At 67.0% G+C, this 19,064-nt stretch carries 22 protein-coding genes and 2 pseudogenes; 12 read left to right on the top strand and 12 right to left on the bottom strand.

Features of this window, described 5'->3' with window-relative positions; all coding sequences use genetic code 11:
- The first annotated feature begins 149 nt into the window (after nucleotides 1-149).
- Nucleotides 150-1,124, top strand: a complete 975-nt coding sequence (locus tag ACSDR0_RS28955; RefSeq protein WP_435292061.1) for an ankyrin repeat domain-containing protein — start codon at nucleotides 150-152, stop codon at nucleotides 1,122-1,124.
- A gap of 258 nt (nucleotides 1,125-1,382) precedes the next feature.
- Here ACSDR0_RS28955 and ACSDR0_RS28950 read toward each other — a convergent pair whose 3' ends face one another.
- Both ACSDR0_RS28950 and ACSDR0_RS28945 read right to left on the bottom strand, forming a co-directional pair.
- On the bottom strand, nucleotides 1,383-1,799 hold the full coding sequence (locus ACSDR0_RS28950; protein ID WP_435292060.1) for a nitroreductase family deazaflavin-dependent oxidoreductase: 417 nt from the start codon (nucleotides 1,797-1,799) through the stop codon (nucleotides 1,383-1,385).
- Nucleotides 1,799-2,101 (bottom strand): hypothetical protein, encoded by a 303-nt coding sequence (locus ACSDR0_RS28945; protein ID WP_435292059.1) that lies wholly within the window; start codon nucleotides 2,099-2,101, stop codon nucleotides 1,799-1,801. The genes ACSDR0_RS28950 and ACSDR0_RS28945 overlap by 1 nt, the downstream gene beginning before the upstream one ends.
- 102 nt (nucleotides 2,102-2,203) lie before the next feature.
- Between ACSDR0_RS28945 and ACSDR0_RS28940 the strand changes: the two genes are divergently transcribed.
- From ACSDR0_RS28940 to ACSDR0_RS28930, 3 genes are all read left to right on the top strand, one after another.
- On the top strand, nucleotides 2,204-2,590 hold the full coding sequence (locus ACSDR0_RS28940; protein WP_435292058.1) for a winged helix-turn-helix transcriptional regulator: 387 nt from the start codon (nucleotides 2,204-2,206) through the stop codon (nucleotides 2,588-2,590).
- Between the two features lie 71 nt (nucleotides 2,591-2,661).
- Nucleotides 2,662-3,069, top strand: coding sequence for a hypothetical protein (locus ACSDR0_RS28935; RefSeq protein ID WP_435292057.1), 408 nt, complete (start codon nucleotides 2,662-2,664; stop codon nucleotides 3,067-3,069).
- A 206-nt stretch (nucleotides 3,070-3,275) separates the two neighbouring features.
- A complete protein-coding gene (locus tag ACSDR0_RS28930; protein WP_435292056.1) occupies nucleotides 3,276-4,079 on the top strand; it encodes a hypothetical protein in 804 nt (267 codons plus the stop codon).
- A gap of 236 nt (nucleotides 4,080-4,315) precedes the next feature.
- On the opposite strand, the gene ACSDR0_RS28925 is transcribed toward ACSDR0_RS28930, so the two are convergent.
- From ACSDR0_RS28925 to ACSDR0_RS28905, 5 genes are all read right to left on the bottom strand, one after another.
- Nucleotides 4,316-5,065, bottom strand: a complete 750-nt coding sequence (locus ACSDR0_RS28925) for a response regulator (protein WP_435292055.1) — start codon at nucleotides 5,063-5,065, stop codon at nucleotides 4,316-4,318.
- Entirely contained in the window at nucleotides 5,062-6,264 is a 1,203-nt protein-coding gene (locus tag ACSDR0_RS28920) for a sensor histidine kinase (RefSeq protein ID WP_435292054.1), read from the bottom strand. The genes ACSDR0_RS28925 and ACSDR0_RS28920 overlap by 4 nt, the downstream gene beginning before the upstream one ends.
- A gap of 242 nt (nucleotides 6,265-6,506) precedes the next feature.
- On the bottom strand, nucleotides 6,507-7,001 hold the full coding sequence (locus ACSDR0_RS28915; RefSeq protein WP_435292053.1) for a YxiG-like protein: 495 nt from the start codon (nucleotides 6,999-7,001) through the stop codon (nucleotides 6,507-6,509).
- 9 nt (nucleotides 7,002-7,010) lie between these two features.
- A complete protein-coding gene (locus tag ACSDR0_RS28910; RefSeq protein WP_435292127.1) occupies nucleotides 7,011-7,298 on the bottom strand; it encodes an HAD family hydrolase in 288 nt (95 codons plus the stop codon).
- Nucleotides 7,299-7,544: 246 nt separating this feature from the next.
- On the bottom strand, nucleotides 7,545-8,117 hold the full coding sequence (locus ACSDR0_RS28905; protein ID WP_435292052.1) for a DUF6461 domain-containing protein: 573 nt from the start codon (nucleotides 8,115-8,117) through the stop codon (nucleotides 7,545-7,547).
- 194 nt (nucleotides 8,118-8,311) lie between these two features.
- On the opposite strand from ACSDR0_RS28905, the pseudogene ACSDR0_RS28900 reads away from it, so the two are divergent.
- Nucleotides 8,312-8,626 (top strand): annotated as a pseudogene (locus ACSDR0_RS28900) (transposase); the annotation flags it as partial.
- A gap of 282 nt (nucleotides 8,627-8,908) precedes the next feature.
- Here ACSDR0_RS28900 and ACSDR0_RS28895 read toward each other — a convergent pair.
- Together ACSDR0_RS28895 and ACSDR0_RS28890 are read right to left on the bottom strand one after the other, a co-directional pair.
- Nucleotides 8,909-10,147 carry a WD40 repeat domain-containing protein gene (locus tag ACSDR0_RS28895; RefSeq protein WP_435292051.1) on the bottom strand — a complete coding sequence of 413 codons (1,239 nt, stop codon included), beginning with the start codon at nucleotides 10,145-10,147 and terminating at the stop codon, nucleotides 8,909-8,911.
- 168 nt (nucleotides 10,148-10,315) lie between these two features.
- The gene (locus tag ACSDR0_RS28890; protein WP_435292050.1) at nucleotides 10,316-11,053 is read right to left on the bottom strand and encodes a GntR family transcriptional regulator; all 738 of its coding nucleotides are present in this window, start codon (nucleotides 11,051-11,053) and stop codon (nucleotides 10,316-10,318) included.
- Between ACSDR0_RS28890 and ACSDR0_RS28885 the strand changes: the two genes are divergently transcribed.
- The 4 genes from ACSDR0_RS28885 (at nucleotide 10,953) to ACSDR0_RS28870 (ending at nucleotide 14,166) form a co-directional block, all read left to right on the top strand.
- Nucleotides 10,953-11,429, top strand: a complete 477-nt coding sequence (locus ACSDR0_RS28885; protein ID WP_435292049.1) for a site-specific integrase — start codon at nucleotides 10,953-10,955, stop codon at nucleotides 11,427-11,429. The two genes, ACSDR0_RS28890 and ACSDR0_RS28885, sit on opposite strands and share 101 nt — an antisense overlap.
- Nucleotides 11,430-11,504: 75 nt before the next feature.
- On the top strand, nucleotides 11,505-11,675 hold the full coding sequence (locus tag ACSDR0_RS28880; protein ID WP_435292048.1) for a hypothetical protein: 171 nt from the start codon (nucleotides 11,505-11,507) through the stop codon (nucleotides 11,673-11,675).
- A gap of 583 nt (nucleotides 11,676-12,258) precedes the next feature.
- A complete protein-coding gene (locus tag ACSDR0_RS28875) occupies nucleotides 12,259-12,732 on the top strand; it encodes a DUF1772 domain-containing protein (RefSeq protein ID WP_435292047.1) in 474 nt (157 codons plus the stop codon).
- Between the two features lie 411 nt (nucleotides 12,733-13,143).
- The gene (locus ACSDR0_RS28870) at nucleotides 13,144-14,166 is read left to right on the top strand and encodes an alpha/beta fold hydrolase (protein ID WP_435292046.1); all 1,023 of its coding nucleotides are present in this window, start codon (nucleotides 13,144-13,146) and stop codon (nucleotides 14,164-14,166) included.
- A 125-nt stretch (nucleotides 14,167-14,291) separates the two neighbouring features.
- Here the strand turns inward: ACSDR0_RS28870 and ACSDR0_RS28865 are convergent, their stop codons facing one another.
- Entirely contained in the window at nucleotides 14,292-14,453 is a 162-nt protein-coding gene (locus ACSDR0_RS28865; protein WP_435292045.1) for a hypothetical protein, read from the bottom strand.
- 860 nt (nucleotides 14,454-15,313) lie between these two features.
- Here ACSDR0_RS28865 and ACSDR0_RS28860 point away from each other — a divergent pair.
- Nucleotides 15,314-16,282 carry an ankyrin repeat domain-containing protein gene (locus tag ACSDR0_RS28860; protein WP_435292044.1) on the top strand — a complete coding sequence of 323 codons (969 nt, stop codon included), beginning with the start codon at nucleotides 15,314-15,316 and terminating at the stop codon, nucleotides 16,280-16,282.
- Between the two features lie 70 nt (nucleotides 16,283-16,352).
- A complete protein-coding gene (locus tag ACSDR0_RS28855; RefSeq protein ID WP_435292043.1) occupies nucleotides 16,353-16,946 on the top strand; it encodes a hypothetical protein in 594 nt (197 codons plus the stop codon).
- A gap of 110 nt (nucleotides 16,947-17,056) precedes the next feature.
- Here ACSDR0_RS28855 and ACSDR0_RS28850 read toward each other — a convergent pair.
- Nucleotides 17,057-17,317, bottom strand: a pseudogene (locus tag ACSDR0_RS28850) (UTRA domain-containing protein); the annotation flags it as partial.
- Here ACSDR0_RS28850 and ACSDR0_RS28845 point away from each other — a divergent pair.
- A complete protein-coding gene (locus ACSDR0_RS28845; RefSeq protein ID WP_435292042.1) occupies nucleotides 17,263-17,655 on the top strand; it encodes a ribonuclease E inhibitor RraB in 393 nt (130 codons plus the stop codon). The pseudogene ACSDR0_RS28850 and the gene ACSDR0_RS28845 overlap by 55 nt on opposite strands.
- A gap of 411 nt (nucleotides 17,656-18,066) precedes the next feature.
- Here the strand turns inward: ACSDR0_RS28845 and ACSDR0_RS28840 are convergent.
- A partial coding sequence (locus ACSDR0_RS28840; RefSeq protein WP_435292041.1) for an RICIN domain-containing protein occupies nucleotides 18,067-19,064 on the bottom strand: 998 nt, incomplete at its 5' end.

Genomic DNA, 19,064 nt, shown 5'->3' with positions numbered 1-19,064 from the left:
TGGGGGCGGGGGCCAACGCGTCATGCTGCTCGCTCCCGGCTTGGCACGGTTCCGGCCCCAACCGCTTGTCACGCTCTCCCGGACATCGGCCGAAACTGTCGGCCTTGTACGCCATGATCGGCATCCCGTAAGTCCTCTCAAGGAGTGCCATGGCCGCCGACGGATCCGGATCGTCCGACACCGGCCGGGACGGCCGGACGGACTCCACCCCCATCCGCACCCGGTCCGATACGGGCGCGGATCCGGCCTCGGACGAATACGCCGACGAGGCGATGTTGCACGACGCGGCCGAGACCGGCTCGCCGGAGGAGGTCGCGGAGCTGGCCCGGCTCGTCGGCGATGTCGACGCCATCGGCGACGATGACACGGAGTATCCCGGCCGTACGGCGCTCTGGACGGCCGTCTTCGGCAACCGCCCGGACAACGCCCGCGTCCTGGTCGCCGCCGGGGCGGACCCGTGGCGGCCGATGATGAACGGCTGGTCGCCCGGACGGCTCAGCCTGGCCGGTCCCACCCCTGATCTGTTCACCGTCCCGTCCGGGCAGCCCGGCCTGTCCGCCGGTGAGATCGCGGCCGTGACGGAGGCCAGGCGGTTGATCACCGTCCTTGGAGACATCGACTACTACGCGCTGGGCCTGGCCTGCGTGGCCGGCATCGGCGCCGCCGAGGCGGTACGGCGACTGGAGGCCGTACCGGCCGATGACGACGACGTCGCATCGATCATCGAGAACCTCCCGGCGCGCCTGGTCGACGGTTTGACCGTCGTCGGCGTCACGGATGTGCCCGGCGGATGCGTCGTCAGCCAGCCGTGGGGATACGCCCCGTATGGTTCCGGCATCACCGAGCGCCTGTCGGCGGGCACCGTCTGCTACGGGATGTACAACAACCCCAAGGGCGGTGTCCACGGAAGCGTCGTTCGCGACGGCGTCCTCGAGGAGGGAGACACCCACCCCGGCGGTGGCGTGTACGGCGACGAACCGGCCGAGAAGGTCCTCGCCGCCTACCTCTACCGCCACCAGCCCGTGGCCCACTGCTGCGCCGGCGCGGGCTTGCGGCTGCTCGACGCCCGGGCGATCGTCGGACCGCCCGACATGTGGCTCAGGCTGCCCGACCAGGACCGGTGAACCTGACCGGCGGCGTAACGGAGGGCCCGGCTCCGTGATCTGAAACCGGGCCTTCATCACGCGGCTTGACCTTCGCCACAATGATCATGCGATCGACCGCTGCCGAAGTTTCTTCGAACGGCATCGGTGGCTGGAGCACGGCCTCCCCTGGACCGTGCCGCGCCCCCTCAACGAAGAGACCACGATGGACGACCTCCCGCGGCGACCGAACGGGGATCGCGATCCCGGGCAGCGCACCATGGAGTACCCCCGCGGTCGTTACAGGCGTTCCAGGAGAACCACGGGGATCTCACGGGTGGTCTGCTCCTGGTAGGCCGCGTACTCCGGCCTCGCCGACACCATCAGGTGCCATAGGGGCGGACGCTCCGCAGCCGCGGCGGGACGCGCTCGCGCGGCGAAGGTCTCCGTACCGACCTGCACGGTGACACACGGATCGGCGATCAGGTTGAGATACCAGGCTGGATGACGGTCCGCGCCACGGTTGGAGGCCACCAGGACGTAGCGGTCGCCGTCGAGTCCGTAGACCAGCGCGGTGCGGCGCAGTTCGCCGGTTTTCCGGCCTCGGGTCGTCAGCAGCAGATCGTTCACGCCCGGCCGGGGTCGGCCGCCGGTCTCCCGGAAACGACGGATGTGCTCGGCGATCCAGGGATTCGGGCTGTCGTGGATCTCGGACATCATGCCTCCCGGATGCTGACGGCGGCGCGGTGGCGGCGAGGGGCCCCGATCTCGTCGAGCAGCGCCATCGCGAAGTCCGCGTACGTGATCCTGCCGGCCGGGTCCGCATGATCGGCGATCCGGTACCGGCCGGTGCGCGTGCCGGCATGGTCGAAGTCGCCCGCCACCATCCGCGCGTCGGCCGGATCACTGTGGCCCGCGGGGTCACGCACCACAGCGGTGACCCGGTGCCCACGCCGGCGCGCCTCGGCGACGACCCGCCCACCGGCGCCGCCACCCGCGTCGAAGACCACGATGTTCATGGCGAACCACCTCTCACCGGGGCCGGATCCCATCCGCCCGGCCGCTTCACGGACGCTATCGAGGACTGCGGTTACCTCTGGGATACCGGCTATCGTGAGGCCATGAGGGACCCCCTGCCCGCCGACATGTTCGACGAGCTGTGCCCGTCCTCGCTCAATCCGATCCGGTTCGGCGACAAGTGGGCGGCGCTCATCATCCGCTGCCTCGAACACGGGCCGCGCCGGTTCTCCGAACTGCGTGTGCCGCTGAGCCGCGTCGCTCCCAAGGTCCTCACCCGGTCACTGCGTTCCCTCGAACGGGACGGGCTGGTCAAGCGCACCGTCCACGCCGGCGCCACCCCGCGTGTCGAGTACGAGCTGACTCCACTCGGCCACAGCGTGCTCGGACCGATGGCGATCGCCTGCGCTTGGACGCAGGAGCACTGGGACGAGTTGCTCGACGCCCGCGAGGCGTACGACGACGGCGTCCGGCTCGACCGCACCGGCTGACGCGGTGAGCCGCGACCCGCACGTGTCCCCCGCCTCGGCCACAGGCCGCCTCGTCCGCCGCGACGAACCTGGTGAGCAAGCTGGACATCGCCTTCGAGCGCACCACCGCGTCGAAGTGCCCGGTCACCTTCGACGTCCACGGCTACTTCGAGGGGCTGCCCGCGAGCGCGCAGACGATCGAGTACCGCCTCGTCGGCGCCCAGGAGTGGAAGACGCTCGCCGTGCCCGCCAAACGCGGCGACGTCCACCGGGCCGTGCTGGAGACCGTCACGTGGGAATGGGTGCCGGACTCGCGTGACCACGCGATCCAGATCGAGATCAACCAGCCCGACGGCCTGCGGTCCAACGCCCTCCACTACTTCAAGTGCGGCACTCCGTCATCCGATGAGACGTTCGGCGTCGCCGCCGAGGACATCACCCGCACGGCGAGCGGCGGCCCGGCCGGAGATGGTTTCCACCGATCCGCCGCCACTCCGTGACGCGAAGTTATCGCCTCAACGGATCACTCGGCATCTGCCCACGGTCAGACATGCGCGTCCGTCCGAGGTCGTACCACCTGCTCGTGCCTGCCCGCCAAGATGCGACCCGAGCCGGACGCGCGCCCCCCGCGTCGCCCCTCACCATTCTGGTGTGCCCCGGCGTACCGGTCCGGGCGCACCGACACGGACGAGGCGGGCAGCAATCCATGAGCATTGATCTTCGCGGGCGCACCACGCGATGGCGGCGGACCGGCGCGGACCGGCGGGCCGCCAACGCCGCCGCCAACCTGGACCGCCAACCCGCGTTTCCCGGCCGATGGGTGAGCGCCATCTCGCTGATCGGCGGCCCCACCCTGATCATGGCCGGGACCCTCCTGCGCTCCCCGTTCTACTACTTCGTCCCTTATCAGCTCACCGCCTACACCCAGCATCCCGCCCTCATCACCGCCGCCTACGCCTGTTTCGCCAGCGGGTTCGTGCTGCTGTGGCCGGCGGTCATGACGCTGGCACAGAGGATCGCCACCACCAACCCGCTGTGGGGAATCTGGGGCGGCTGCCTGGTGATCGTCGGCCTGTTCACCCGGACCTTCCAGTTCGGCACCGATCACCTGGCCTTTCACCTGACCGACAGCCTCGGCCTGCAGACCATGCTCAGCGGCATCGACGGCTACTACCTGGCATGGCGGGACACGGTCTGGCATCCGTTCAGGTCCATGTCCGGGCCGGCCTTCTTCGGCTGGGTCGTGCTGGCCATTGGCGCCTACCGCTCCGGCGCCCTGGGGCTGGGCCGTTCGATCGCGCTCGGCCTGATGTCGGCGCTCGCGCTCGGGACGCTCAAAGGCACCGAACCGCAGTCCTTCATCGCCGTGGGCGGCCTCTGCCTCGCCTTCATCCCCCTGGGCATCTCGCTGCTGCGCGGCGGCCCCCCGCCGACCAGGCGCGCCATGATCTGGATCGCCGTCCTCATCGGCGTGCATGTCCTCATGTCGGCCTTCGGCCCGAGAGGGTGACGATCCGGACCGGTGATAGGCCGGTGAGCCGGCATGTCACTTCCCTGGAACTCCGGCCAGGCCGAAGGACAGAACACGCGAGTGAAGTCGATCAAGCGGCAGGGCTGCGGGCGAGCCGGCGTTGATCCGCTCCGAAAGCGGATCCCGCTCCGGACCCGGAGCCGGCCATCCCGAGATCAGCGACAGAGCCGATGAACGTGCGAAGGCGTGCCCTCGTCCGGAGAAGGGCGGACCGGTCACCGGCGGCCGTCCGGGTTGGTGATGAGCCCGCCTTCGTAGGCGGCGATGACGAGCTGGGCCCGGTCCCGGGCCTGCAGTTTGGCCAGGAGGCGGCCGATGTGGGTCTTGACCGTGCCAATGGTGAGGTGCAGGTGCTCGGCGATCTCGGCGTTGGACATTCCCCTGCCGATGAGGGTGAGCACCTCGCGCTCGCGCGGGGTGACGTCATCGAGGCCCCGCACGACCTGGACGGGATGAGGGCCCCGCAGGAACTCGGTGATGAGCCGGCGGGTGACGGTGGGCGCGAGCAGCGCCTCACCGGAGGCGACGACCCGGATGGCGGCCAGCAGCTCGGCCGCCGTGGCGCTCTTGAGCAGGAAGCCGCTCGCACCCGCCCGCAGCGACGCGTGCACGTATTCGTCCAGGTCGAACGTGGTGAGGATCAGTACGCGCACGCCGGCACAGGCGGGGTCGGCGCAGATACGCCGGGTCGCCTCGATGCCGTCCATGTCCGGCATGCGCACGTCCATCAGGACGACGTCGGGCCGGTGCCGGCGGGCCAGGCGCACGGCTTCGGCGCCGGTGCCCGCCTCGCCCACGGCGGCCAGCCCCGGTGTGGCGTCGATGAGAACCTTGAAGCTGTCGCGGATCAGGACCTGGTCCTCGGCGAGCAGGACCCGGACGGGCGGGGACGAGTCGTGCGGTGCGGCGCCGATGCTCGTGTCGTCGGTGCTCGTGTCGTCGGTGTTCATGTCGTCGATGCTCATGCCGCGGTGCCGTCCGGGTCGTAGGGCAGTCGAGCCGACACGCGAAAGCCTCCTTCGGGCCGGGGCCCCGCATCGAACGTGCCCCCGTACATCTTGGTCCGTTCCCGCATGCCGATCAGGCCGTGTCCGCCGTGGCCCGCGCGCGGCGGCCGGCCGTGGCGGGGGCCGTCGTCGACGACCTCGATCACGGCCTCCCGCCCGTCGACGTCCACGGTGGCCACGCAGCGGGTCGGCCCCGCGTGGGTGACGACGTTGGTCAGAGCCTGCTGCACGATCCGGTACACCGACACCGCGACCGCGGCGGGCAAGGCGGCCTCCTCACGGACGCTCAGCTCCACCTCGACTCCGGCCGAGCGGGCGTGGGCGGCCAGCTCGGGCAGGTCCGCCATGCCGGGCGCGGGCACAGGGTCCTGCTGGGGATCGCCGTCGGAGCGCAGCAGGTCGAGCACCCGGTGGATCTCGGCGAGCGTGCTGCGGCTGGTCTGCTCGATGACGGCCAGCGCGGCGCGGACCTCCTGCGGGCGGGCGTCGGCGACATGGTTGGCGACGGTGGCCTTGACGGCGATCAGGCTCATGCTGTGGCCGATGACGTCGTGCAGTTCCCGGGCGATGCGCCTGCGCTCGTCGATCACCGCGGCGTCGGCGAGGTGGCGGACGAGGCGGGCGGTCGTCTCCCGCTTCCAGCGCACGACCGTTCCGACGGCCCACGCGACGGTCAGGAGCACACCGATCGTACCGATCTCGATCGGCCAGGCCGCCGGCATCTCGCTGGGCGCCGCCGCGAGCGCCAGACCGGGGAACACCTGCGCGTAGAAGATCAGGATGGCGGTCACCGCGGCGGACAGGCAGACCGCCAGGCCCGCCACCGACCAGGCGATCGAGGCGGTGGCGGCCACCAGGTACAGGACGAGCACGGTCGGCACGAAAGTCAGCCAGATCGCGCCCGCCGCGACGGCGCCGGCCACGGTCACCCCCGTGCCCGCGGCGCACGCGACAGCGAGCATGGCCCGCGGCCGGCGCCGCCGGACGGCGATCGGAAAGCTCAGGACCGCCGCCACCGGCCAGGCCGACCAGGCGGACCACGGTGACGACGGCCCCGGCGGATCGACGATGGCGTATCTGATGAGCAGCGCCACGGCGACCGCCACCGCCGCGTCGATGACGTCCCTTCCACCGCGCCGCCGGCCAGCCCATTCCATGATGGGACGGTATCGCCTCACCGGATCATGCGGCATCCGCCCACGGTCGGACAATCCGCATCCGTCCGCGCGTCCGTCCGGGGTCACACCACCGGCTCGCACGGGCCGCACCAAGGTGCGACCCACTGTGCCGTCCCGGGACATGCTTGACACGTCGGTCATCTCCTGGGACTGAACAGGCGCTGTAAGCGCTCACTATCGGTCGTCCCTGCCACGTCGCCTACCGGCTTGAGCTTCGCGTGCTAGGTGGCGCTCGTGTCGTCCTCCACCACGAAAGGCGTATAACCGGCCGAGAGCTCGGTCACCTGTAGATCGGAGAACACCAGCGTGGTGTTGTGGCCGTCATTGGTCCCGAACCGGACCTCGTGGAAGTCGATGCCGAGGGCTTCGGCCCACTCCTTCGCGCGTGCGGAATCAGGGATGATCTCCGCGCCCGGGTAGAGCCACTGGCATCTATTACCCCACAGATACCCCTCCAGATCATGCGTCCTCGGATCAGCCAGAAGACGATCGTCGAGAGACTCCCTCCACTGCTCAGGAAGGATCGCCGTGCGCGCGTGCGCCTCCACGCAGTACCGAAAGAGATAACGGAGATGGACAGGTGCGATCCCCGACCGCGGGTCGGCCGACACATAAATGATCATCTCGTAGTCGCGCATGTAGTCGGTGTACGCGTGATAGATCAACGCATGGTCGAACACCTCGTCCAGAGCGTGCTGAAGATCCGCGACATCCATAGCTACTCCCTACGCCACCGCTGCAAAGACAACGGCGAGCTCGTGCATGCTCCGAACCGCCGCATCGGCCCCGGCCTCGGCGAGACTCACCTCTTTGCCACGCTCGTTGGCGTAGGCGATGCTGCGAGTTCCGGCGTTAACCGCGGCCTGCATGTCGAAGTCGGAATCTCCGATCAACACGGCCTTCCCTGGTGGGACGTCGACCATCTCACAGGCTCGGAGCACTGATCGGGGATGCGGCTTCATCTGAGCGGGATCACCGATTGGACGGCCCACGACTCCGGCGAGACGCGGCATGGCTTCGTCTCGCAGCAGACCGGGCAAGGGCGGATGGGCTTGCTGCCAGACCGGGGCGTCTCGGAGAGCAGGGCATCATCGCACCGGAGGCAGTCCTGCCCTCGCCAGAATCCCTTCGATCTCTTCGAACGTGATGTTCAGTCCTTTCGCGACCTCGGCGGCAGCCAGATGCTTGGTGCCACGGCGGCCCCCGAAGTTGTCTCTGAGCTGCGACTTCAGGAGGAAAAGGCTCGCTGTCGGCCAACGTTACGATTTGGCCGGTTCTGGGACGGCGCCCCACATCAACGTAGAGCCCTTCAGTAGTTGCTCCGTCGCCCTGATCCCGGTCAGGTGCTCGACGAGCAGGAAAGCCGGCCCTCGGTAGAGCCGGGGACCCGATGGGTAGAGCCTGTCGATCTCCGCCATCGTGTCCACGAGTTCGTCCGGGATCTCCGTCAGATATCCGTCATCGCCGCCCCAGGCGAATCGGATCTCGCCGTCCTCACACCAGTAGAAGTAGTCCGTGTCCTCGATGGCGAGTGCGGTCTGGGAGACGAGGCGGGTGCCCTCGGAGAGTTCAGTGATCACGTCTTCGCGGGTGCCGAGCCAGTCAGAGTCGAAAACGAACGTCCAATCGCCGATGGAGGTGACGCCGAGAGGCTTCTCAGAGCGTGAGTAGTAATCCGGGTCGTCGGGGAAGGGACCCGGCGTGAAGTCCTCCCATCGACCGCCGAGGCGGGTGACCACCTGCTCAGGCGCGGCACGGATGTAGATGAAGCTGTAGCACTCCCCGGCGTATTCGCCGCGGAGCCAAGAGATATCGAGGGGCTGCATAGTCATGTCGTCATGCTGTCAACCGCCACCGACAGGAACAGAACCCGGTCGTCACGGGACGATGGGGCCGGGCGCGATGCGGTGTGACGTACCTTGGCCAGCGTGAACTCGGGATTCCAGTGATCGATGAGCCTTTTTCATCCCCAGCCGGACAGCTCGGGAGCTGGTGATGTGGAGTTGCTTGGACTGGGCGGGATCGCCCCGGCGGGATCCTGGTCGGTGACGACACCGGTTTCGAGAAGAAGAGAACATACTCAGCCGGGGTGCAGCGGCAATACACCGGCACCGCCGGGAAGATCACCAACTGTCAGATCGGGGTGTTCCTCGGCTAGGCCATACCCCGCGGACATGCTCTGCTGGACCGGGAGCTCTACCTTCCCCGCACCTCCTGGATCGCCGATGCCCAGCGGCGCGCCGCAGCGAAGATCCCCCACGAGGTGAAGTTCGCCACCAAGCCGCAACTGCTGCAGGCGATGATCAGCCGGGCGGTCAGCGCCGGGGTACCCTTCGGCTGGCAATCCCCCGGGTTCTCGCTCAGTCCTCTGCGGGCCGGTTCTTCTTGCCGACCACGAAGCTTCCGCGCTGTGGCAGCCTGATCACCTATTTCTCGTCTCACAGGATGGCCACTGCCTGGCGGGCGATGTCACGAGCGACACCATGGTCCCGGATCGTCTCCGACTCGGACGGTATCCGGTCGCGGGGCTGTGGCCCGCTGCTCTTGATCCGCTCCCGGACGATCGCCGCCATCGGCTGGTAGATCGACGCCAGATCGAGCCTGCCTACCCTCGCGGAATTTCTTAAGAACCCAGACTCCACACCCGTATCGCCTTGTCCCTACCTCCGGAGACGATGACGGGAGTCCCATCGCTACGCTTGCCGATCGCTACACCGAGGGCACCGCCGGAATGGCCGTTGAACGGTTCTCCGACCGCGTCTCCGGTGTCCAGATCCCACACCGAGACGTTGCCGTAGTCATCACCGTAGACGATGACGGAGGAACCGTCGCCGCGCTGTCCCACCGCCATGTCCGCAAAACCGCTGGATTGAGCCTTGATCGAATCACCGATAGGTTTTCCCGTGTTCAGGTTCCAGACCTGGATTCTGCCATCGAGATCACCTTCTTCGAAAGGCCAGCCCGGAGAGTCGGCGAAAACGACAACTGGAGTACCGTCACTGCGCTTGCCGATCGCCAGACCTTGAACAAAACATTCGGCTCGGCATCGGGTGAGAGGTTTACTGAGAGGCTTCCCCGTGTTCAGGCTCCAGATGCGCGCCTCACCGCTGGTATTGCCCGTGACGACGACAGGCGTACCATTGCTGCGCTTTCCTGTCGCCAACTCTGTGGTAGTGGTTAAACTTTCGGCGAAGGATCTCTTTATGGGTTTGCCCGTATTCAAATTCCACAGACCGACAACTGATGATATTCCCCCTGCGGTAGCGGCGATGACAGGGGTGCCGTCGCCAAGCTTCCCCGTCGCCACCGCCCACATGATGTTGCGTTTGGATACGATAGGTTTACCGATAGGTTTCCCGGTATCCAGGTTCCAGACCCGTACGGTATGGTCATCTCCACCAGAGACGATGACCGGCGTACCATCACTGCGCTTTCCTGTCGCCACACTCCAAATTAATTTGGAATGCCCTTTCAAAGGCTTTCCAATTGGCTTCCCGGTATCCAGGTTCCAGATACGCACGGTTTTGTCGTAACCGCCGGAGACAACGACTGGGGTGCCATTACTACGCTTGCCTACAGCCACCGCCGTTACGGTGCTCGTGTGCCCTTTGAGGGGATCACCGATCAGGGTGCCGAAGGGAGGGATGTCAGCCAGGAGCGAGGGCTTCACCGCACTACCGGACAGTCGACTCGTTGAGAGATCGATCTCGGATGTCGCGCCTCTCACCGACAGGTTCGGTGAACCAACGGTCAACAGCACGCCCATAGCGACCGCTAAAAGCCTGGGTCCACCCTGGAAGGTGCGGCCCACCGCCATATCTACCTCGTATCCCGGCGTCCGCCGCGGCATCATGTCGATCATTGATTGCCGTCAGATTAGTCACTGCGTTCATGGCGCAGGAAGAGGGCGGCGCTCACAAGGCCCCGGTCCCACTCGGGACCGCCGCCCAACTTTCCGTCGGCCGGCTCTCCCAGTGGGCCACGAAGCTCCCGCGCCAGGGCAAGGTGATGGGGCATCTCTCGTGACAGGTCATCCGCTGGTGCGTTCGCCTACCGGGCCGGAGTACCCAAGTCGCGAGGTCTCCGCCGGGACCACGATGTCGGCGGCCTCGACCGGCCGTCCATCGGTGAGACAGGTCCGCTGGATCGTCAGCACGATGGATCCTGGCGAGATGCCGAGGCGCTTGGCCTCTCCCGGAAGAGCGGCGCGTGCACCGACATTTTCAACCCAGTCATCGACGATCATCCCGATCTCGGCCATCCGATGCGCCACTCCATGGCCGGCCGGCGGCCCATCCTCCGGCATCGCCACGATCGTGCCTCTGGTCAACCGCAGCGGCTCGTAGGAATCCGAAAGCATCCAGACCTGACCGTCGGCCTGGAAGACGTACCGGGTGTGCATGACGTCATCGCGGTCATCTTCAGGCTCGTCGAGAGCGAGCCGGGCACGCACTTCCGGCGACGCGCGCACCGTGGCGGACTCGTACTCCCGGCTTCCGGCCCTCGCCTGCTCAAGCATGCTCGCGGCGAACGGTGAGCCGGCCTTCCACTCTCGGTACCAGGAGCGGGGAATCCTCCGTACCGGTTGGCGCTCCCTCACGAAGGTGCCCGCACCGGGGCGGGAGATGACATGCCCTTCCTGGACGAGCCGGCGGATCGCCCCACGGATGACGCCCTCGGCTACGCCATGCTCGGCGGCCAGGTCCTGGCGCCCGGTCCGAGAGGGCGGCGGCGCCAAGACCCGCAAGTCCCGGCGCACGCCGGCCATGCCACGACGTTGCGCGGACGCGCTCAAGCTCCATCGCGAACGGCAGGACGTGGCGAAGAGAGCGACAGGTGATGGGGGGCAGGACAACAACCTCGTGTTCGCGTCCAAGGTCGGTACGGAACTCGACGCGCACAACGTCCGGCGCTCGTTCCGGGCGGTGCTCAAGAAGGCTGGCCTGAACGAGAGGGAGTGGACGCCCCGCGAGCAGCGGCACAGCTTCGTCTCGCTGCTGTCCGACTCCGGTATCCCGTTGGAGAACATCTCTCGCCTGGTCGGTCACCGCAACACCTCGGTCACCGAGACCGTCTACCGCAAGCAGTTTCGCCCGATGCTCCTGGAAGGAGCCGAAGCCATGGATCGGATCTTCCTGGTCTGATCACGGCATGCGATTATCGTCCAGCTTGGTCCGCCTCACGAAGGATGATCAGTGGAACCTCAGCCTCGCCCTTATATGTTTCCGCTGACCCTCGGGTGGGCGATTCTCGTTCTCGGCGGATGCGGAGCGGTCGTCAGCGGCGCCGACAACGACACCATCCCCTTCTTGATCGCTAATTCCGCTGTCGGGCTGGCCTGCATCCTGACCGCCGTCGTGATGGCGATCTCAGGACGCGACTCCCAGTAGCGGGGCTGGTCGCTCAGTTGGTCACCCGGCAATGCGGAAGGCCGTTCCCGATTGCTCGGAAACGGCCTCTGACCTGGCGGGATGTTCACGAGTAGGTCCGGCCTGGAACGGAGCGGGCGCTTGAAGATCGCTTCCCGGAACGGAGATGATCGTTTTCCGGAACCCGTACGCGGAGCTGACTTCACCGAGACCGCTGAGATCCGGTATCGGAATCGGTCGATCGCCGCGGGGTTCGCCGACCCCTTCGACCAGCACGGGAGACCGCCCCCGCCGTGTCCGGCGAGGCAGCCGATCACGACCACCACGTAGCTCAGCGGCCCGACGCCGGGTACCGTCGCGGCTCCGGCACTGAGCACGACCGCCAGGACCATTCCGGCGACGGTGCCGGACACCTCGGCGCGCCCGCTCGGATCGAACCCCCCGCACTTCATGGGCCAGATGGAACCTTCCTCATCCGCGTGGCGCCATGGCGCGAGCCTGCTCCCGGTGCCGTAGAGGGACGGTTTCTCCTCCTGATGCCGTACGGGTGGAAGTCTCCCGCGGTGGGACGACCGAAATCGGCGGGCGAGCGACAATTACGGCCATGAGAACCCCAGCCAGGTACGTCCACGGGGCCGCGCTGCTGGCCACCGGGCTGCTCGCCGGAGCCTTCGGGTACGGCGCGGCCAACGTGGTCCCCACCTTCGGGGCCGTCCCGCTGGACGTGCGCCTGACCTTCCACACCGCGATGATGGAGGTCAACGAGCCGATCATGCAGAGTGCGATGGCGCTGGCGATCCTCACCTCGTTCGGCCTGGCCGTCGTCTGCCGCGGCCTGCCACGGCGCCTGGCGCTCGGGGCCGGCGCCCTGACGGTGGCTTCGCTGCTGGTGACGGTCTTCGGCAACGTCCCGCTGCACGCCCACATCAGGCGATGGGCCGCCACCTCCGCCCCGGCCGGTCACCCAGAGATCCTGCAGAAGTGGGAGCTCTTCCACACCATCCGTACTCTGACCGCCCTGTCGGCTTTCGCACTGGTGATCGGCATCGCCGTCCTCGCCCGGCCCGAGACCCGTTGAAAGAGCTCGGCGACTCACCTGATCCGGAGATACGGCGGGCAGCTCCGTCTCGGGCCGCCACCACACCCCGGCATCGGGTACCGCGGCACCGGCGCCCCTCGACCGCCGTCGGTCGATCGACCACACAGGACCGTTACCGACGGCGAAGGAGCCGATGCCGGGCCACCGTGTCGGTGCCCCGGACACCCTCGGCGAGGAAATCACGGCACCGCTGCGAAAAACAGCGGCGTGACTTCGGTGCCGGCACCGATTGCCGGACGCACGTACATCCCAGGCGCCTACCTGGGATCACCGCAGCAGCGACATCTCGACGGGCGGGCGCACGCTTGCGAAGCACCTACAAGATGGCGTCTCGGCTCTCCGCGGGACACCGCCGTCAACCCCGCCCGGATACCCGAAGGATGTGAAGCCATGGGGAAACGAAGAGTCGTCAGGATCGTCAGAGTGATGCTCGCCGTTCTGATCGGAGTGCCGGCCCTGGGAGTCGCCGGGCTCGTCCTCTGGGACGGCGGCATCGACACCGATCCACGCCGGGCGATCCTCCGTGACGTCCGGATCGATCTGCGGACCGCCATGACACGGCTCGGCCCGATCGAGTACGACCTGTACGGCACCGAAGGTCCTGTGCTGCTGTCTGTTCACGCCGGGCTCGGTGGAGCCGACCAGGGACGGCTGTTCGCCGGTTGGTCGCAGAAGGACGGGTTCCGCGTTCTCAGCCCCTCACGGCCCGGCTACCTCGGAACGCCGCTGGAGCGCGGCCGGACCCACGAGGAGCAGGCGGACCTGCTCGCGGCGCTGCTGGACGAACTCGGCATCGACCGGGTCGGAGTCCTCGCGGTCTCGGCGGGAAGCCCGGTGGGCTACACCTTCGCCGCGCGCCATCCGGATCGGATCTGGGCACTGGTCTCCATCGGCGGAGTGAGCAAACCGCGGCCTGCCGGGACGGGCTCGCCACTACGGAGAGCGTTCCTGGACACGGTGGGCCAGAAGCTGGCCCGGCTGACGGCGGAGGTCTCGTTCGAGACCGTCGTCGCGGGGACGTTGAGCGAGACCAGCACCTACACCGACAGGCAGCGGGCGGAGCGCGTCTCGCACATCATGAACACGCCGCACGTGCGAGAGCTCTTCAAAGCGATGTTCGATACGACGTTCCCCTACCAGAAGCGCTGGGCGGGCACGGACAACGACGCGGTGCAGGCCAGACGCGGAGAGCTTCCTCTGGAGCGGATCTCGGCTCCGACACTGCTGATCCACGGCGCACAGGACGGCGATGTGCCGTTCGACCACGGGAAGTTCGCGGCCGAGAGGATACCCGGCGCGAAACGGTACTGGATGGAACACGAGGATCACCTGGGCTTCTGGCTCAGCCCGAAAGCGAGTCAGGCACAAGCCGCGGCGCGAGACTTCCTCCGGCAACACGCGCCAGGCGAATGAGCACTCATCCAGGGCCTGCAGGAGTGTTCACGAGAGTGGATGACCTGGCGTAATGGGCGCACTCGAAGATCGCTTCCCGCAGGAAGACCGATCGTTTCCTGGAACCGTCGGGTGGACTCACGCCTTCAAGGCGAGCGGTTCGCCAGGCGGATACCCGTTTCGAAGGCCACGACCTCGCCCTTGGTGATCCGAAGAACCGGCTCACCCACGGCCGCGTCGCCCAGACCATCCTGATCACTCTGCTCGTCACCGTCGCCGACGACCACTTCCTCGACCGGTGGCGCCACACCCACCAGCCCCCCGGCGAGCCCGACGCGCCCGCTGAGAACCGCGAAACTCCAGCGGGGCCCGTCGACCGCACGCCACTCATGGGCCGGAGCAGGTCACCGCCCAGGCCTCTCCAAGCACCAGCTCCACAGGTCCCAACCAGGGCGAACCCGATCCGGAAACCTGAAACGACACGATCCCGCCTGATCTCGATGATCAGACGGGATCCCGCCAACTTCAATCCAGCCGTTTCAAGCACGGCACCGCCGAGCACGACCCCGCCCCTCCCAGGGCAGACAGCAGACCACCACCCCGCGAGTGATCCACCCCGCCACCAACCGCACGACACCACGACGACCGTTGGGTTTCGCACGCCCACCGGCCGGTCCCGCACGCGCTCACAGCGGTCCACCGCCACCAGCGCCCTCCGCCAGGGCCACCGCACAAGCCGAAATCAGCCCGCCCAGCAGCCACAGAGCCTCGGAAACGATGAAATCCCGCCCGATCAAGCGATCGGACGGGATCTCGTCAACCGCTCCTGAGCCAACTCAAGAACGGCTCCTGGTGGAGATGAGGGGATTCGAACCCCTGCCCCCTTCGATGCGAACCTCGGTGGGGCGCATCGCTTCCGATCAACGGATGCTATCCAGTGCCGTCAGGTGCCACGGCGGTGACGTCCGTTGATCCCGGCTGCGCTCCCGTGTCAGCGGGTCCGCTGACTTTTCGCTGACTCCGCCCAGCCTCTCGCCAGCCGACATGACCACGACCGCCAGAGGATGTGGCCCTTTCCTGGACCGGCTGCGGCCGCGACCTGAATCTGTCGGCCTCGTACGCCATGATCGGCGGTCATACATCCCGTACATCCCCTTAAGGAGCGGCCATGGTCGTCAACGATGGATCCGGATGGTCCGGCGTCGGCTGGGACGGCTGGACGAACCTCAGCCTGATCCGTGCCCGGCTCGACGCGGGAGCCGACCCGAACTCAGGAGTGTCCTTCCACGGACGGCCACTTCATGCGGCGGCCGAGCGCGGTTCACCCGAGGTGGTCACGGAACTGGCCCAGCGTGTCGATGACGTCGACGCGGAGCACGAAGGTCGTACCGCGCTCTGGGAAGCCCTCTTCAACAACCGCCCCGACAACGCCCGCGCACTGATCGCCGCCGGAGCGAACCCGTGGCAGCCGATGATGAACGGCTGGTCTCCCGGACGGCTCAGCCTGGCCACTCCCACCCCCGATCTGTTCACTCTTCCCGATGGGGAGGCCGGCCTGTCCGCCACCGAGGCCACCGCCGTGGCAGAGGCCAGACGCCTGATCGCCGCGTTGGGGCGCTTCGACGACGACGGCCACAGCCTCGCCTGCGTGGCTGGCATCACCGCTGCCGAGGCGGTACGGCACCTGGAGGCCGTACCGGTTGATGACGCCGACGTTGAGGAGGTCATGGAGAATCCCTGGGCGGATGTCGACGCCAGTTTGTCCGTCATCGGTGTCACCGACGTGCCCGGCGGATGCGTCGTCTTTCAGCCGTGTGGATACGCCGCGTCCAACCCCGGCGTCATGGAACGCCTGTCGGTGGGCACCGTCTGCTACGGGTTGTTCGCCAATCCCAAGAGCGGCAACCAGGGGGCCGTCGCCCGCGACGGCGCCATCGAGGAATGGGACACGCACCCCGGCGGGGGCGGCGTCTACTCCGAAGAATCCGCAGAGGAGATCCTCGCCACCTACCTCTACCACCACCAGGCCGAGGCCTACTGCTTCGCCGGAGCGGGCCTCCGGCCGGCTGACGCCCGATCGATCAACGGCCAGGCCGACATGTGGCTCAAGCTGCCCGAACAAGACTGGTGGAGTTAACCGGAGATGCAGAAGGCCCGATTCCATCATCGGGCCTGCCGTGCGGTTCAGCCTCCATCACAATGATCATGTGATCGATCATTACCGTAGTCTCTTCGAGTGGCAGCAGTGGCTGGAGAGCGGCCTCTGCTGGATCGTCGTGCAACCCCTCGACAAAGAGGTCACGGTGAACGATCTCCTCAGGCGGCTGAACAGAGACCGTGATCCTGAGCAGCGCACCATGGCATATCCCACAGAGGAGGCCATTGACGAGGATCTGCCCGTGCTCTTCGTCTTCAAGGGCGAAGGAGCCTCGGGCTTCCTGGAATTCACCTACGGCATTGCCCCGTACGACCACACCCTCACCGAACTCGCTAAGCGGTCACGCGTGTGGATGGTGACCTGGCACTTCAATGGCGGATACACGATCCTCTACGCGGCCGACGGCGAGATCAGAGCGCGGATGCGCGACTTCATCTTCACCGAGCACGTCTTCAAGGAAGGTGATCCGAGCATCCTGGCCGGCTTCCGCGCCATGCTCGACGGCCTCGGCCCAGAGGACTACCGCGGTAAGTACAGTGCGGCCTTCGCCTTCGTTGAAGCGGTCACCGGCATGGGCCTGGAGAGCGAGTGGCTGGATGTGGAGGACGCGCCCGTCGTCATCCTCGACAACTTTGGCCCCTGACTCGGGAGCCGGCCGCCCTCCTCATCACAGCGCGGTGGCTCACCGGCTCCGAAGACGTCCGCTGACTTTTCGCTGACTCCGCCGAGTTGCGAGGTCTCCGCCGGGGCCACGATGTCGGCGACCTCGACCGGCCGCCCGTCGGCGAGATATGCCCGCTGAATCGTCAGCACGATGGACCCTGGCGAGATGCCAAGGCGCTTGGCCTCTCCCGGAGGAGCGGTCCGCCCGATGCTCCTGGAAGGCGCCGAAACAATGGACCAGCTTTTCCCGGACTGACTATGATCGCCGATCCGAACAAGATTACGAAGGATGTCGCATGTGGCCGTTTCGGAGAAAGAAGCATGAGCACGTCGATCTGGAAGAGCGGTCACCAGAGCTTGGGGTCAAGTACAAGGACCTGATGGTCATGCATCAGCTCATCAAGGCAGGAGCTGATCTTGAGCAGCCTCGTCATGTGATCTTTCACCTGTACGCCACGACCCTCGATGCCGCTCAGAGCATCGCCAAGGAGGCCAACGCCGCCGGCCACGGCCTGCGCCCCGAGGTCGGGAAGCCTTCCCCGGAATATCCGGACAGCTGGCCGGTGACCTGTGAGGCGAACGCGGTGATCTCACCCGACTTCGTGCGGGAGACGGGCAACCTGTTCAACGACCTGGCCGCTCGCCACCACGGTGAGTACGACGGCTGGGAGGCCGCAGCCACTCCGTGAGGTAGTCACCCAAGAACGCAGAAGGCCACTCCCGATCTCTCGGAAGTGGCCTCTGACCTGGTGGGGTGTTCACGAGTAGGGCTGGCCAGGGGAGCGAGAAGGGTCGAGAAGATCACTTCCCGAAGAGGCAATGATCGTTTCCCGCACCGGCCACGCCGCCCTGCCGCCGCCCGATGCTCGTCGACGGCCGAAAAGACGAGTGGACAGGTGTTCATGGATAGGACTGTCCTGGGGTGGTGAAGGCGATGCGTACAGCACTCCGCCCGCTATGGCGTGCCCGGCAGGTCCCCCTCGGCCACCGTAGTCCCGCCGTCCACGAGGCCGCGTACACGGCCTGACCACCACACCAAAGGTGTCCGTCAAAACGGAGCAAGTTCATACCGCGGATCCGCGGTCACGTCGAGACGACCGTTAGACGGCCGTGCGCGACCACTGCTGGTTGGTGCCGGCGTTGCACGGATACTGCTTGAGGATCACGCCGTCCGCGGTCGATGCGGATGGTACGTCCACGCATTTACTGCTGTGTCGTGCCCGGAGCTGGAAGTAGTCGCCGTTGGCGACCATCTGGAACTGCTGGTTGGTGCCGGCGCCGCAGGTGTACTGGATGAGTTCTGCGCCGTCGGCGGTTGAGGCGCTCGTCACGTCGAGGCACTTTCCGCTGTGGCGGCTGAAGATGCGCCAGTAGCCGCCGCCGACGTCCTCGAACCGCCACTGCTGCCACGCGTTGCCGCCGTACGTGTACTGGCCGACGCGCGCACCGTTGTCGGTGTTCGGTTGCTGGACGTCCATGGCCTTGCCGCTGTGGCGCGCGTTGATCCTGTACGTCGGCGGAGGGGTGGAGTCGCCGACGGTGTCGCCCCAGGCATACCGGACCCGGTTGGCACCGTAGCCGTTGCGGATGGACAGGTTGAGGGTGGTGCCGCTGCCGCCCAGAGCGTACATCGAGTAGTGGTCGTAGCCGAGGCCTGCGGTTATCTTGCCGCCGAGGGCGGGCCAGTAGGTGCCGCCCATCCGGTTGTCCCGCATGACCTGGGCCATGGCGCGGAGGTAGCGCACGAAGTTGTCGGTGCTGTTCGGGTCGCCGTAGTTGAGGCCGGTGGCCATCGGCGCGCCGAACTCGGTCGCGACCGCGCGGGAGGCGCAGTTGCCCAGACGCGCCTGAATGTGGCTTCGGAATTCGTCGTAGGTCATCGCGCTGTAGAAGAAGGCGTAGTGGTGGAAGGACAGCAGCGTCGAGTTGAAGCGGCTGTCGTTGCAGATGTCCCGCAGGTCCTGGCTGAAGCCGGTGCCGCCGATGAGCACCCGGCCGGGCACCGCCGAGGTGTGATAGCCGAGCCAGTTCGCCGCGACGTTGCGCCAGTCCGCCGATGAGTAGCCGTGCGGCTCGTTCATCGGCTCGAAGTAGACGT

Source organism: Streptosporangium sp. G11 (assembly GCF_051192615.1).
Taxonomy (GTDB): Bacteria; Actinomycetota; Actinomycetes; order Streptosporangiales; family Streptosporangiaceae; genus Streptosporangium.
The sequence above is the reverse complement of the archived record's forward strand: the minus strand, read 5'-3'. Positions and strand labels throughout refer to the sequence as shown.

Excerpts from the sequence above, each read along its gene's own strand:
- ACSDR0_RS28845 (WP_435292042.1), top strand. The coding sequence starts at position 17,263 with ATGTGGCCGTTTCGGAGAAAGAAGCATGAGCACGTCGATCTGGAAGAG.
- ACSDR0_RS28880 (WP_435292048.1), top strand. The coding sequence starts at position 11,505 with ATGTTTCCGCTGACCCTCGGGTGGGCGATTCTCGTTCTCGGCGGATGC.
- ACSDR0_RS28945 (WP_435292059.1), bottom strand. The coding sequence starts at position 2,101 with ATGAACATCGTGGTCTTCGACGCGGGTGGCGGCGCCGGTGGGCGGGTC.
- ACSDR0_RS28925 (WP_435292055.1), bottom strand. The coding sequence starts at position 5,065 with ATGAGCATCGACGACATGAACACCGACGACACGAGCACCGACGACACG.
- ACSDR0_RS28885 (WP_435292049.1), top strand. The coding sequence starts at position 10,953 with ATGACGCCCTCGGCTACGCCATGCTCGGCGGCCAGGTCCTGGCGCCCG.
- ACSDR0_RS28860 (WP_435292044.1), top strand. The coding sequence starts at position 15,314 with ATGGTCGTCAACGATGGATCCGGATGGTCCGGCGTCGGCTGGGACGGC.
- ACSDR0_RS28950 (WP_435292060.1), bottom strand. The coding sequence starts at position 1,799 with ATGTCCGAGATCCACGACAGCCCGAATCCCTGGATCGCCGAGCACATC.
- ACSDR0_RS28940 (WP_435292058.1), top strand. The coding sequence starts at position 2,204 with ATGAGGGACCCCCTGCCCGCCGACATGTTCGACGAGCTGTGCCCGTCC.
- ACSDR0_RS28955 (WP_435292061.1), top strand. The coding sequence starts at position 150 with ATGGCCGCCGACGGATCCGGATCGTCCGACACCGGCCGGGACGGCCGG.
- ACSDR0_RS28895 (WP_435292051.1), bottom strand. The coding sequence starts at position 10,147 with ATGATCGACATGATGCCGCGGCGGACGCCGGGATACGAGGTAGATATG.
- ACSDR0_RS28910 (WP_435292127.1), bottom strand. The coding sequence starts at position 7,298 with ATGCCGCGTCTCGCCGGAGTCGTGGGCCGTCCAATCGGTGATCCCGCT.
- ACSDR0_RS28920 (WP_435292054.1), bottom strand. The coding sequence starts at position 6,264 with ATGGAATGGGCTGGCCGGCGGCGCGGTGGAAGGGACGTCATCGACGCG.
- ACSDR0_RS28875 (WP_435292047.1), top strand. The coding sequence starts at position 12,259 with ATGAGAACCCCAGCCAGGTACGTCCACGGGGCCGCGCTGCTGGCCACC.
- ACSDR0_RS28905 (WP_435292052.1), bottom strand. The coding sequence starts at position 8,117 with ATGACTATGCAGCCCCTCGATATCTCTTGGCTCCGCGGCGAATACGCC.
- ACSDR0_RS28870 (WP_435292046.1), top strand. The coding sequence starts at position 13,144 with ATGGGGAAACGAAGAGTCGTCAGGATCGTCAGAGTGATGCTCGCCGTT.
- ACSDR0_RS28915 (WP_435292053.1), bottom strand. The coding sequence starts at position 7,001 with ATGGATGTCGCGGATCTTCAGCACGCTCTGGACGAGGTGTTCGACCAT.
- ACSDR0_RS28930 (WP_435292056.1), top strand. The coding sequence starts at position 3,276 with ATGAGCATTGATCTTCGCGGGCGCACCACGCGATGGCGGCGGACCGGC.
- ACSDR0_RS28890 (WP_435292050.1), bottom strand. The coding sequence starts at position 11,053 with ATGGCCGGCGTGCGCCGGGACTTGCGGGTCTTGGCGCCGCCGCCCTCT.